Source organism: Nocardioides zeae, from assembly GCF_030818655.1.
GTDB lineage: Bacteria > Actinomycetota > Actinomycetes > Propionibacteriales > Nocardioidaceae > Nocardioides > Nocardioides zeae_A.
In genome coordinates, this window is record NZ_JAUTAN010000001.1 from 2,963,696 (window position 1) to 2,976,031 (window position 12,336).

General features: G+C 73.1%; 11 protein-coding genes and 2 pseudogenes. 4 read left to right on the forward strand and 9 right to left on the reverse strand.

The annotated features are described in order from the left end of the window. Positions 1-135 precede the first annotated feature (135 nt). Both QE405_RS14050 and QE405_RS14055 read left to right on the forward strand, forming a co-directional pair. Positions 136-441, forward strand: a pseudogene (locus QE405_RS14050) (malto-oligosyltrehalose trehalohydrolase); the annotation flags it as partial. Between the two features lie 427 nt (positions 442-868). After that, positions 869-1,669 carry a DUF3459 domain-containing protein gene (locus QE405_RS14055; protein ID WP_307201735.1) on the forward strand — a complete coding sequence of 267 codons (801 nt, stop codon included), beginning with the start codon at positions 869-871 and terminating at the stop codon, positions 1,667-1,669. 14 nt (positions 1,670-1,683) lie between these two features. Here the strand turns inward: QE405_RS14055 and QE405_RS14060 are convergent, their stop codons facing one another. Both QE405_RS14060 and QE405_RS14065 read right to left on the reverse strand, forming a co-directional pair. Further along, positions 1,684-2,115 carry a nucleoside deaminase gene (locus QE405_RS14060; protein ID WP_307201736.1) on the reverse strand — a complete coding sequence of 144 codons (432 nt, stop codon included), beginning with the start codon at positions 2,113-2,115 and terminating at the stop codon, positions 1,684-1,686. A gap of 40 nt (positions 2,116-2,155) precedes the next feature. Beyond that, a complete protein-coding gene (locus QE405_RS14065; RefSeq protein ID WP_307201738.1) occupies positions 2,156-2,635 on the reverse strand; it encodes a tRNA adenosine deaminase-associated protein in 480 nt (159 codons plus the stop codon). Positions 2,636-2,740: 105 nt separating this feature from the next. Here QE405_RS14065 and upp point away from each other — a divergent pair, with 105 nt between their 5' ends. Then, positions 2,741-3,382, forward strand: a complete 642-nt coding sequence (gene upp / locus QE405_RS14070; RefSeq protein ID WP_307201740.1) for a uracil phosphoribosyltransferase — start codon at positions 2,741-2,743, stop codon at positions 3,380-3,382. A 121-nt stretch (positions 3,383-3,503) separates the two neighbouring features. On the opposite strand, the gene ccsB is transcribed toward upp, so the two are convergent. The 6 genes and pseudogenes from ccsB to hemL all read right to left on the reverse strand — a co-directional run bounded on the left by ccsB (position 3,504) and on the right by hemL (position 9,706). Next, positions 3,504-4,550, reverse strand: a complete 1,047-nt coding sequence (gene ccsB / locus QE405_RS14075; protein ID WP_307201742.1) for a c-type cytochrome biogenesis protein CcsB — start codon at positions 4,548-4,550, stop codon at positions 3,504-3,506. Beyond that, positions 4,547-6,223, reverse strand: coding sequence for a cytochrome c biogenesis protein ResB (gene resB, locus QE405_RS14080; RefSeq protein WP_307201744.1), 1,677 nt, complete (start codon positions 6,221-6,223; stop codon positions 4,547-4,549). The genes ccsB and resB overlap by 4 nt, the downstream gene beginning before the upstream one ends. After that, positions 6,220-7,029, reverse strand: coding sequence for a cytochrome c biogenesis CcdA family protein (locus QE405_RS14085; RefSeq protein ID WP_307201746.1), 810 nt, complete (start codon positions 7,027-7,029; stop codon positions 6,220-6,222). The genes resB and QE405_RS14085 overlap by 4 nt, the downstream gene beginning before the upstream one ends. Further along, positions 7,022-7,630, reverse strand: a complete 609-nt coding sequence (locus tag QE405_RS14090) for a TlpA family protein disulfide reductase (protein ID WP_307201748.1) — start codon at positions 7,628-7,630, stop codon at positions 7,022-7,024. The genes QE405_RS14085 and QE405_RS14090 overlap by 8 nt, the downstream gene beginning before the upstream one ends. Continuing rightward, positions 7,630-8,331: a histidine phosphatase family protein gene (locus tag QE405_RS14095; protein ID WP_307201750.1), complete on the reverse strand. Its 702-nt coding sequence runs from the start codon at positions 8,329-8,331 to the stop codon at positions 7,630-7,632. Before QE405_RS14095 ends, QE405_RS14090 begins: the two co-directional genes overlap by 1 nt. Positions 8,332-8,357: 26 nt before the next feature. Next, positions 8,358-9,706: pseudogene (hemL, locus tag QE405_RS14100) on the reverse strand (glutamate-1-semialdehyde 2,1-aminomutase). 256 nt (positions 9,707-9,962) lie between these two features. Between hemL and QE405_RS14105 the strand changes: the two are divergent. Next, positions 9,963-11,249, forward strand: coding sequence for a lytic transglycosylase domain-containing protein (locus QE405_RS14105; RefSeq protein WP_307201752.1), 1,287 nt, complete (start codon positions 9,963-9,965; stop codon positions 11,247-11,249). A 73-nt stretch (positions 11,250-11,322) separates the two neighbouring features. Here QE405_RS14105 and hemB read toward each other — a convergent pair whose 3' ends face one another. Continuing rightward, positions 11,323-12,336 (reverse strand): porphobilinogen synthase, encoded by a 1,014-nt coding sequence (gene hemB, locus QE405_RS14110; protein ID WP_307201754.1) that lies wholly within the window; start codon positions 12,334-12,336, stop codon positions 11,323-11,325.

Sequence of the window (12,336 nt, forward strand, 5' to 3'; positions counted from 1 at the left end):
TGGTGGTCGCCGCCGGCCGGCACGCTCGACCGCTTCGACCTGGCGGCCTTCCCCGAGGGGGTCGACTACGGCTTCCTCCTCGACGACGACCCCGACCCGCGGCCCGACCCCCGCTCGCGCCGCCAGCCGGCGGGGGTGCACGGCCTGTCGCGCACCTTCGACCCGGGGGCCTTCACCTGGACCGACGCGGGGTGGACGGGCCGGCAGCTGCCCGGGTCCGTCGTCTACGAGCTGCACGTCGGCACCTTCACGCCCGAGGGCACCCTCGACGCGGCCGCCGGGCGCCTCGACCACCTGCTCTCCATCGGCGTCGACCTCGTCGAGCTGCTCCCGGTCAACGCCTTCAACGGCACCCACAACTGGGGGTACGACGGGGTGGGCTGGTTCGCCGTGACGGAGGCGTACGGCGGCCCGGCCGCCTACCAGCGCTTCGTCGACGCCTGCCACGCCGCGGGCCTGGGCGTGGTGCAGGACGTCGTCTACAACCACCTCGGCCCGTCCGGCAACTACCTGCCGCTCTACGGTCCCTACCTGTCCAGCGGCCGCAACACGTGGGGCGACTTCGTCAACCTCGACGGCGAGGACTCCGACGAGGTGCGGCGCTACGTGCTCGACAACGTGCGCTCCTGGTTCCACGACTTCCACGTGGACGGCCTGCGGCTCGACGCCGTGCACGCGCTGAAGGACTCCTCCGACCGGCACGTGCTCGAGGAGATGGCGGTCGAGACCGCGGCGTACTCGACGCAGGTCGGTCGGCCGCTGACGCTCATCGCGGAGAGCGACCTCAACGACCCCGTCATGTTCACCCCGCGCGAGGCCGGCCGGCCACGGCCTCACCGCGCAGTGGAGCGACGACTTCCACCACGCCGTGCACGTCGCGCTCACGGGCGAGACGAGCGGCTACTACGCCGACTTCGAGCCGCTGGCCGCCCTGCAGAAGGTGCTCACCCACGGGTTCTTCCACGACGGCACCTACAGCTCCTTCCGGGAGCGCGACCACGGCGTGCCGATCGACCTCGGCACCACCCCGACGTGGCGCCTCGTCGTCTGCTCGCAGAACCACGACCAGATCGGCAACCGCGCCCGCGGCGACCGGCTCACCGAGCACCTCGACGACGACCAGCTCGCGACCGCCGCGCTGCTCACCCTCTGCACCGGCTTCACCCCGATGCTGTTCCAGGGCGAGGAGTGGGCGGCCTCGAGCCCCTTCCAGTTCTTCACGTCCCACCCGGAGCCGGAGCTGGGGAAGGCGACCGCGGAGGGCCGCATCGAGGAGTTCGCCAAGATGGGCTGGGACCCCGCCGTGGTGCCCGACCCGCAGGACCCGGAGACCTTCACCCGCTCGAAGCTCGACTGGTCGGAGCTGACGGAGGGTCGGCACGCGGTGCTGCTCGAGGTCTACCGCTCGCTCGCCCGGCTCCGGGTCGACCAGCCCGACCTGCTCGACCCCGACTTCACGGCCACCAGCTGCGAGGTCGACGAGGCGGCGCGCGTCGTGCGCGTGCGGCGCCGGAGCGTCGAGCTCGTGCTCGCGCTGGGCACCGAGCCCGTCACCGTCGACGTGCCCGCGGGGCGTGCGGTGGTCTGGGCCACCCCGGGCGGGTACGACGAGCGCGGTGCCTCCGTCGTCGTACCGCCCCACGGCGCGGTGGTCGTCGCGGACGCCTGACCGGGCGACGGCGGTCAGCGCTGCTCGGCGAAGAACGCGTCGAGCAGCCTGGCCGACTCCCCGGCCATCACGCCGCTGACCACCTCGGGACGGTGGTTGAGCCGGCGGTCGCGCACGACGTCCCACAGCGAGCCGACCGCGCCGCCCTTCTCGTCCCACGCGGCGAAGACGATCCGGTCGACGCGGGAGAGGACCGCGGCGCCGGCGCACATCGTGCACGGCTCGAGGGTGACCACGAGCGTGCAGCCCGTCAGGCGCCACTCGCCGACGGCCTGCGCCGCAGCGCGCAGCGCGACGACCTCCGCGTGGCCCGTGGGGTCGCCGTCGGCCTCGCGCACGTTGCGGGCCCGGGCGAGGATGCGACGGTCCGGGCCGAGCACGACGGCGCCGATGGGTACGTCGCCGGTGGCGCGCGCAGCGGCCGCCTCCGTGAGGGCGGCACGCATGGGGACGTGCCAACGACCGCCCTGCGGGTGGATCACGGCGTCACGCGGAGGTGAGCCCCACCGCGTCGTCGAAGAGCCGACCGAAGCCGAGCTTGCGGGCGATCTCCGAGACCATCTCGTCGGGGTAGAGGTCGAAGTCGTCGAGCAGGAGGCCGAGGTCCATGGCGTTCATGCCCAGGTCGGCGAGCAGCCCGAGGTCGCCGGCCGGCTCCTGGTCGTCCTCGTCGTCGGGCATGGGCAGGTCGAGCGCCTCCAGGGCGGAGCGGGCGATCTCCCACTCGTCGGCGGCCGTGACGTCGGAGAGCAGCACCCGCGTGCGGGCGCCCGCGACGCGGAGCAGCACGAAGAAGTCCTCGTCGACCGCGACGACGCCGATCGCTCCACCGTCACCCGGGAAGCGGCGCAGCGCGGCCGCGAACTCGTCGACCGAGTCGAGCACGTCGTCGACGATCTCGTGGAGCTGCCAGACGCCCTCCTCGCGGTAGGCCACGAAGGCGAAGTCGATGTTCTCGTTGTCCACGCCGATCCCTCCTCGTGCCGTGTGCCGACCGTCCGGGTCCCAGCGTGACAGACCCGGCCACGACACGCCATGGTGATACGCGCGGCTCACCGTAGGGTTCAGCCCATGGACACCCTCGTCGTCGACCACCCGCTCGTCGCCCACAAGCTGACCGCACTCCGCGACGAGCGGACCGACTCCCCCACGTTCCGCCGGCTCGCGGACGAGCTCGTCACCCTGCTGGCCTACGAGGCCACCCGCGACGTGCGCGTCGAGCCGTCCGAGATCACCACGCCGGTCTCGCCCACCACGGGCGTCCGGCTCTCGAGCCCCAAGCCCCTCGTCGTACCGATCCTGCGGGCCGGCCTCGGCATGCTCGACGGCATGGTGCGGCTGCTGCCCACGGCGGAGGTCGGCTTCCTCGGCATGGTGCGCAACGAGGAGACGCTGCAGGCGTCGACCTACGCCGAGCGGCTCCCCGACGACCTGTCGGGCCGGCAGTGCTACGTGCTCGACCCGATGCTGGCGACGGGCGGCACGCTGGCCGCCGCGATCCGGTTCCTCGTCGACCGCGGTGCCGACCACATCACGGCCGTGACGCTGCTGTGCGCGCCCGAGGGCACCGCGCGGCTCGAGCAGGAGCTGGCCGACCTGTCGATCCCGGTCACCGTCGTGACGGCGGCGATGGACGAGCGGCTCAACGAGCAGGGCTACATCGTGCCCGGGCTCGGCGACGCCGGCGACCGGCTGTACGGCGTCGCCGACTGAGGTCGGTGGCGACGCGGTGACACTTTCCCCGGTCGACCGGGGAAAGTGTCACTTTGACCATCAATGTTGATGGTCAAAGCGGCGTGTTCCCCGGTCGACCGGGGAAAGTGACGCGACCGGATCAGGCGTAGGAGTGCATGCTCGACGTCGAGAAGAAGTTGATCCCGATGAAGTTGAACCACAGCGTCGCCAGGCCGATGAGCGCGAGGATCGCCGCGTTGCGGCCCTTGAAGCCGGCGGTGGCCCGGGCGTGCAGGTACGCCGCGTAGACGACCCACGTGATGAACGCCCAGACCTCCTTGGGGTCCCAGTTCCAGTAGCGGCTCCACGCCTCGTGCGCCCAGATCGGGCCCGTGATGAGCACCGCGAAGGTCCACACCGGGAACGCGAAGGCGTGCAGGCGGTAGGTCAGCCGGTCGAGGCCGACGAGGTCGGGCACGCGCGCCAGGTAGCCACGCACGACGGGCGCCTCGGCGTCCGACCCGTCCGCCGCCGCGACGTCACCCGCCGGCACCGCCGCCCGGGCCTTGCGCTCCGCGCGCTCCTTGAGCAGGAACAGGATCGACGTGAAGCCGCCGAGCGTGAACGCCGCCGTCGCGATCACCGCGGACACGACGTGGATGACGAGCCAGTAGGAGTTGAGCGCCTCGGTCAGCGGCGCCACCGGCTGGTAGAGCCAGATGACGTCGACCATCAGCACCGTCACCACGAAGCCGGTGACGATCGGGCCGAGCCAGCCGAGCTTGAACTTCCGCAGCAGCACCAGGTAGGTCAGCGTCACGAAGAACGAGCCGGAGAGCGTGAACTCGTACATGTTGCCCCACGGCACCCGCGCCGGCTCCGCCGCGAGCCCGCGGCCGAGGAGCGCGACGAAGTGCGCGGCGGCGGCCGCCACGGTGAGCAGGATGCCGAGCCGCTCGCCCATGGCGACGCGACGGCGCGTGTCCTCGCCGGCCGCGTCGGCGACCTCGGCCTCGGTCCACGCGTCCGCGGTACGCCGCGGGGAACGCCCCACGCCGGCGCCGACGGTCTCGCGCGCGGCGGCCGCGACGGGCACCTTCCGCAGCGACGCCCACTGCCACAGGTGCGCCATCAGCGCCAGGAAGTAGAGGATGCCGCAGAATCCCACGGCCTGGTTGCTCAGCGTCTCCCACGCCTCGTTGCTCACGGGCGGTCCTCCCTCTGCGCGGGCCGGGCCCGCTCGTCACCGGCGGCGCCGTCCGGCACACGCACGTCCTCCAGGATGCCCTCGAGGGCCTCCTCGCCGCCACCGGCTCCGGTGGAGCGATCGAGCACACCGACGGTGACCAGCGCACCGTCGCCGTCGTCCTTCACCCGCACCCACACCCGGCGCGGCCGGATGAACAGCGAGCCGAGCAGCCCGAGCAGCGCGGCGACGACGCCGCCGAGCGCCACGAGCTTGCCGGGCGTCTCGCTGATCTGCACGCGGTTCCACTGCTGGATGCCGTCGAAGCTGACCGTGCCGAGCCCGTCCGGCAGGTCGGCGCTCTCGCCGGGCGCCAGGTCCAGGCGGAACTGCGCCCCGCCCGAGCCCTCGACCGGCGTGAGGCCGTCGAGGTCGAGCGCGTAGACGGACTGCGGCGTCCCGTCGTCCATCCCCAGGTCGCCCGTGAAGACGACCATGGAGAGGAAGGGGTTCTGCGCCTCGCCGATGACCGAGTACGGGCCGGTCTCCATGTCGAAGCCGTAGGTCGGGTAGAACTCGCCCTGCAGCCCGACCTGCTCCTCCAGGCCGTCCGGCACCTTGACGACGCCGAAGCTGGCGAAGGTCAGGTCCGTGGGGAGGAAGATCGTCGGACCGGAGTAGACGACCTCCCCCTCCGGGTCGCGCACGGTGATGACCGGCGCATAGCCGTGGCCGATGAGGAAGATGTCCGTGCCGCCGATGCTCAGCGGGTGGTTGACCTTCAGCTCGTAGGACTTCTCCTCCGCGTCCGGGTCGGTCGCGTCCTCGACGTACGTGATGTCCGAGGCGAAGCCGCGGGCCTGCCCGAAGGCCTCGCCGGAGCGGTACCAGTCGATCGAGAAGTCGTCCACGGTGAACGCGAACGGCTGCAGGTCGTCCGCGGTCCACAGGCTGCCGGGGTCGAGGTCGTCGTACTGCGTCAGGTTGTTGGAGAACCCGCCGCCCTTGAGCACGATCACGCCGCCCTGGAAGCCGAGCAGGCTGCCCATCGCGAAGCCGGCCAGCACGACGAGCACCGACAGGTGGAAGACCAGGTTGCCGGCCTCCCGCAGGTAGCCCCGCTCCGCCGCGACGACGACGTCGCCGTCGGGGTCCACGTCGGTGTCGACGACGCGGTAGCGCCGCTTGCGCAGCGCCGCGGCGTACCGCTTCCCGATCTCCTCCGCGCTCCCGGCATCCCGGTACGACGCGTGGTCGGGCAGGCGGGTGAGGTTGCGCGGCGCGTGGGGCGGGCGCGCCCGCACGGCCTTCGCGTAGACCTTGATGCGCGGCAGGATGCAGCCGACGAGGGACACCATCAGCAGCAGGTAGATGGCCGCGAACCACGGCGAGTCGTAGACCGAGAACAGGCCGAGCGCCTCGTAGACAGGGGTCAGCTTCGGGTGGTTGTCCTGCCACTGCGACACCTCGAAGGCGTCGACGGCCTCCTGCGGCACGACGGAGCCGGGGATCGCGGCCAGCGCGACGAGCAGCAGCAGCACGAGCGCCGTGCGCATGGAGGTGAGCTGGCGCCAGCCCCAGCGGAGGAGCTCGACGGCGTCGAGCTCGCCGCTGCGCCGGCCGGGGTTGCCGGAGCCCGGCCCCTCGACGGGAGCGGCGCCGGGCTCGACCTCGGACTTCTCGCGGGCGCTCACACGCCCACCTCGAACCCGGTGATGAGGGAGCGCTGGAGGTCCTGCACCACGACGTCCCACCAGCCCGTCACGAGGAGCACGCCGACGGCGACGAGCATGAGGCCGCCGACCCGCATGACGAGCACCTGCCGCTTCCGCAGCCAGCCCACGGCCCGCATCGACCAGCCGAAGCCGAGCGCGATGAGCACGAAGGGGATGCCGAGGCCGAGGGCGTAGACGCCCGACAGCAGGGCGCCGCGACCCGCGGTGCCCTCGTTGTAGGCCAGCGAGGTGATCGCGACGAGCGTCGGGCCGACGCACGGCGTCCAGCCCAGCCCGAAGAGGAAGCCGAGGCCCGGCGCGGCGAGCAGCCCGACGGACGGGATCTTGTGGACCCGCACGTCGCGGTCGAGGCCGGGGATCCGCAGGAACCCGGCGAAGGCCAGGCCCAGCACGATCGTCAGCGCGCCCAGCACGACGGTGAGCGTGCGTCGCCACTCGAAGAACCAGACGGCGATGCTGGCAGAGGCCACCCCGAGCAGCACGAACACCGTGGCGAAGCCCGCGACGAACAGCAGGGAGCCGGCGAGCAGGCGGCCGCGCCGCACGCGGACCCGCTCGGCGGTGGCCGTGCCACCGCCCGTGGGTCGCCCGCCCGTCGCGTCGACGACCTCGGCGGCGGACATGCCCGTCGCGTAGGACAGGTAGCCCGGCACCAGCGGCAGCACGCACGGCGAGAAGAAGGAGACCAGGCCCGCGATCAGCGCGACGGGCACGGCGAGCAGGAGCGAGCCGCTCGCGGCGGTCTCCGCGAAGGCGTCACCCATCGCCGTCACCGGCTCCGCCCGATCCCTCCTCGTCGAGGACCGACTCGACGAGCGTGGTCACCGTCGTCGCCGACGGGACCCGGCCGACGATGGTGGCCGCGACGCGGCCCTCGCTGTCGAGGACGGTGGTCGACGGGATCGCCCGGGGCGACAGCGAGCCCGCGAACGCGAGCAGGGCGCGTCCGTCGGGCGAGTAGAACGAGGGGTACTCCACCTCGTACTCCCGCTCGAAGCTCTGCGCCTGCGCGGTCGAGGAGTCGCGGTTGTTGATGCCGACGAACGCCGCGGAGGACCCCAGCTGCTCGGCGGCCTCGACGAGGTCGGGCGCCTCGGCGCGGCAGGGCGGGCACCAGGAGCCCCAGACGTTGACGACCACGGGCGTGCCGCGGAACTCCTCCAGCGACAGCGGCTGGCCCTCGAGGTCCTCGCCCTCGAGGACGATCGGGTCGCCGCGCTCGGCGGGGGCGTACTCCGTGAGCTGCCCGTCGGCCGACACGTAGCCCGCGTCGCCCGTCGCCTCCACGTCGCTGCAGCCCGCCAGGAGGGCGAGGCCCAGCAGCAGGGCCGCCCCGGCCGGGGCGGCGCGCCGTCGGTTCCGCATCAGGGTCGGTGCTCCTCCGCCGCGCCGCCGGCCGAGAACGGCGCTGCCTTGTCACGGGTGGGGATGAGGTCGCCCGCCGGCTCCGAGTAGGTCAGGTGGGTGAGCAGGTCGCCGCGGAAGTGCAGCGAGGTCAGGGAGCAGAGGGTGCACTGGCGCTTGCGCGGGTCGTGGAGGAACGAGCGGTTCTCGACGACCAGCCGCGTGGTCCAGATCGGGAGCTGGTGCGAGACGAGCACGGCCTCGTTGGGCTGCCCGGCGACCGCCTCCGGCGCCGCCGCGGCCGCGTCGCGGGCGTCGTGCACGGCCGCCAGCATGCGCGCGGCGACCTCCTCGTAGGGCTCGCCCCACGACGGCTTGAAGGGGTTCCACAGGTGGCGCCAGGTCGAGGGCCGCCGGAGCGCGTTGTCGCCGCCGCCGAAGCGCATCCCCTCGAACTTGTTGGTGGACTCGATGATCCGCGGGTCCGTGACGACCTCGAGGCCGCGGGCGGCAGCAAGCGGCGCCGCGGTCTCCTGGGCGCGCTCGAGCGGGGAGACCCGCAGGTGCACGATGGGCCGGTCGCCGATGCGCTCGGCGACCCGGTCGGCCATGGCCCGACCGTTGTCGGACAGGTGGAACCCGTCGCGGCGGCCGTAGAGCACGCCCTCGGGGTTGTGCACCTCGCCGTGGCGCAGCAGGTGGACGACGGTCTGCTCGGTCATCGGTTCCTCTCGGTGGTCCGTCCGCCTCAGGCGGGCGTTCCGTACGTCGCGGCCGCGGCCCGGGCTGCTGCGGGGAGCGCGTCCAGCACGTGCTGGACGGCGCGCTCGTCGTGGGCGGCGGAGCAGAACCACACCTCGTACGCCGACGGGGGCAGGTGCACCCCGGCGTCGAGCATGGCGTGGAAGAAGGCCGCGTAGGCGGGCAGGTGCTGGCGCCCCGCCTCGTCGAAGTTCCGCACGGCCGTCAGGGTGGAGCCCGGCTCGAGCAGGAAGATCGAGAACATGGTGCCTGCGCGCTGGACGAGGTGGGGCACCCCGGCCGCGCCGAGCGCCGCCGAGGCGGCCTCGCTGATCGTCGTCGCCACGGCGTCCACGTGGGCGTAGACCTCGTCGGTGGCCAGCCGCAGCGTCGTGAGGCCCGCGGTCGTCGCGACCGGGTTCCCCGACAGCGTGCCGGCCTGGTAGACGGGTCCCTCCGGCGAGAGCATCCCCATGAGGTCGGCCCGACCGCCGAACGCCGCGGCGGGGAGGCCGCCGCCCATCACCTTGCCGAAGGTCATGAGGTCGGGGACCCAGCCCTCGACGGCGCCGTCGAGGCCCCACCCGCCGCGCTTGGTGGCACGGAAGCCCGTCATCACCTCGTCGGAGACGAACAGGGCGCCGTGGGCGGCGCAGGTGGCGGCGAGGAACGCGTTGAAGCCCGGCTCCGGGTTGACGACGCCCATGTTGCCGGGGGTCGCCTCGGTGATGACGCAGGCGATGCGGTCGCCGTGCTCGGCGAAGACCCGCTCGACCGCGGCGCGGTCGTTGTAGGGCAGCACCATGGTCAGGTCGGTCGCGCTCTGCGGCACGCCGGGCGTCCCGGGCACCGCGAAGGTGGCCAGGCCCGAGCCGGCGCTGGCGAGCAGGGCGTCGACGTGGCCGTGGTAGCAGCCGGCGAACTTCACGACGACGTCGCGACCCGTCGCGCCGCGCGCGAGCCGGATCGCCGACACATCGTGGCCTCGGTGCCGGACGAGGTGAAGCGCACCCGCTCGACCGGCGTGCGCGCGACGATCTCCTCGGCGAGGAGGACCTCGGGCTCCGTGGGCGTGCCGTACGACGTGCCCCGCGCCACCGCGGCCTGCACGGCCTCGAGCACCTCGGGGTGGGCGTGGCCGAGCAGCATCGGGCCCCAGGAGCCCACGAGGTCGACGTACTCGTTGCCGTCGACGTCGGTCAGCCAGGCGCCCTGGGCGGAGGCGATGAACCGGGGCGTCCCGCCGACGGCACCGAAGGCCCGGACGGGCGAGTTGACGCCGCCCGGCGTCACCGCCGACGCCCGCGCGAAGAGGTCGGCGGAGCGTGCTGTCGGACGGGAGGTCGGGTCAGTCACCGCCCCATTCTCGCCCAGACCGGCAAGCGAGGGCACATCGGGCTACGACACAGCGTCGTTGATGGGGGCGCCTCCGCGGCGTCCCACCCGTCAGAAGGCTGACACGCAACGAATCCTCAAGGTATCCTCAAGAAGATGGGCGCTGGGTGAACGCTCGTAACCTCGGGGGAACAGCAGCGTTAGTCACGTCACATGGCTTGAGGGAGCCACGGATCCGAGCGTGAGCCACGGGGCGCACGGGCGATGGGGAGAACAGATGAGCAACAGCAAGTTCGCGCGCTGGCAGAAGGCGACGGCGCTCGCGCCGATGGCGGCGCTGTCCGCTGCCGCCACGGTGGTCGTCGCCGGATCCGGCGGGCCGGTCGGCACCCTCACGGCCGCCGACGACACGGTGACGGAGGGCGCCATCGCGGTCCCCACCGACGCCGTCGAGACCCCGGCGAGCGTCTCCGTGCCCGACGCGGTGACGCCGACCAGCGACCCGCAGATCGTCAGCGCGTCCAGCACGAGCGGCATCCCGGCCGTGGCCCTGGGCGCCTACCAGCGGGCACAGACGATCATCAACGGCGCCGACACCTCCTGCCGCATCTCGTGGCAGCTCATCGCCGCCATCGGTCGCGTCGAGTCCGACCACGGTCGCTTCGGCGGCGGGCAGCTCTCCGACGAGGGCATCGCCACCCCCGGCATCTTCGGCATCCCCCTCGACGGCACGAACGGCACCTCGCGCATCCTCGACACCGACGCGGGCGAGCTCGACAACGACGCGACCTACGACCGTGCGGTCGGCCCGATGCAGTTCATCCCGTCCACGTGGCGCGTCATCCGGGTCGACGCCAACGGCGACGGCGTGCGCGACCCGCAGAACATCCACGACGCGGCGCTCGGCACGGCGGTCTACCTGTGCTCCGGCACCGAGGACCTCTCGACCGAGGCCGGCAAGCGCGCCGCCGTGCTGCGCTACAACCGCAGCGAGGAATACGTGAACCTCGTCCTCGCGATCGAGCAGGCCTACCTCGACGGCGAGTACACGTCGGTGCCCAACGCCGTCGCCTCGTCCAACTACTTCGTGCCCGACCCGGTGCGCGTCCAGCCCGGCGGCTCGACGGACTCGGCCGACCCCGGCACGAGCGGCGGGTCCGGCAACGGCTCGACCCCGGGCAGCACGCCGGGCAGCGGCGGCTCGGGCAGCACCGGCGGGTCGACCCCCGGCACGGGTGGCGGCTCCAGCGGTGGCTCGGGCGGTTCCGACGGCGGCAGCTCCACCCCGGGCACCGGCGGCGGCTCCACCGGCGGCGGCACGCCCGTCGTCCCGACCCCGACGCCGACCCCGACGCCGAGCGAGCCGAAGGACGGCGGCCTCGCCGACCTCCCGACCGACCCGGTCGGCACCGTGGGCGGCGTCGTGACCGACCCCGTCGGCACGGTCGGCAACACGCTCACCTGGCTGCAGGCCAGCGTCTCCTGCAACGCCCAGGGCAAGTTCGACAACCCGTTCAAGACGAACGACCCGTGGGACCTCTGCATGAAGGCGCTGGGCTACTGACCCGGCTCCCCCGACGACGAGGCGCCCCGGACCAGCCGGTCCGGGGCGCCTCGTCGTTCCGGCGGGATGCCGCTCAGCGCAGCAGCCGCGCCGCCTCGGCCGCCCAGTAGGTCAGCACGACGTCGGCACCGGCGCGCCGGATCGAGACGAGCGTCTCCATGATCGCGGCCTCGCGGTCGATCCAACCGTTGGCCGCGGCGGCCTCGACCATCGCGTACTCCCCCGAGATGTTGTACGCCGCCACCGGTACGTCGACGGCGTCCCGCACGCGGCGTACGACGTCGAGGTAGGCCAGCGCGGGCTTCACCATCACCAGGTCCGCGCCCTCGGCGACGTCCAGCTGGGCCTCGCGCACGCCCTCGAGCGCGTTGCGGGCGTCCTGCTGGTAGGTGCGCCGGTCGCCGACCAGCGACGAGTCGACGGCCTCGCGGAACGGGCCGTAGAAGGCGGAGGCGTACTTCGCCGAGTAGGCCATGATCGCCACGTCGGTGGCCCCCACCCCGTCGAGCGCGTCGCGGATGACGGCGACCTGGCCGTCCATCATCCCGCTCGGCCCGAGCACCGCGGCGCCGGCGGCGGCCTGCGCACGCGCCATCTCGGCGTACACCTCGAGCGTGGCGTCGTTGTCGACGCGGCCGGCCGTGTCGAGCACGCCGCAGTGGCCGTGGTCGGTGAACTCGTCGAGGCAGAGGTCGGCCATCACCGGCAGGGCGTCGCCGACCTCGGCCGCGACGTCCGCGATCGCGGCGTTGAGCACGCCGTCGGGGTCGACCGCACCGGAACCCACCGCGTCCTTCGACGTGGGCACGCCGAACAGCATGATGCCGCCCAGCCCGAGCTCGGCCGCCTCGACGGCGGCCGCGCGCAGCGAGTCGCGGGTGTGCTGGACGACGCCCGGCATGGAGCTGATCGGCACGGGCGCATCCGCACCCTCCCGCACGAACACGGGGAGCACGAGCTGGCCCGCCCGGAGCGTGGTCTCCGCGACCAGCTCCCGCAGGGCGGGCGTGCGGCGCAGGCGGCGGGGACGCAGGTACGGCGACTCCACGGGCGGGCGCACCAGGCCCGCCCGCGTGCCGTCCTGCAC

Excerpts from the sequence above, each read along its gene's own strand:
- upp (WP_307201740.1), top strand. The coding sequence starts at position 2,741 with ATGGACACCCTCGTCGTCGACCACCCGCTCGTCGCCCACAAGCTGACC.
- QE405_RS14085 (WP_307201746.1), bottom strand. The coding sequence starts at position 7,029 with ATGGGTGACGCCTTCGCGGAGACCGCCGCGAGCGGCTCGCTCCTGCTC.
- QE405_RS14105 (WP_307201752.1), top strand. The coding sequence starts at position 9,963 with ATGAGCAACAGCAAGTTCGCGCGCTGGCAGAAGGCGACGGCGCTCGCG.
- QE405_RS14095 (WP_307201750.1), bottom strand. The coding sequence starts at position 8,331 with ATGACCGAGCAGACCGTCGTCCACCTGCTGCGCCACGGCGAGGTGCAC.
- QE405_RS14060 (WP_307201736.1), bottom strand. The coding sequence starts at position 2,115 with ATGCGTGCCGCCCTCACGGAGGCGGCCGCTGCGCGCGCCACCGGCGAC.
- QE405_RS14090 (WP_307201748.1), bottom strand. The coding sequence starts at position 7,630 with ATGCGGAACCGACGGCGCGCCGCCCCGGCCGGGGCGGCCCTGCTGCTG.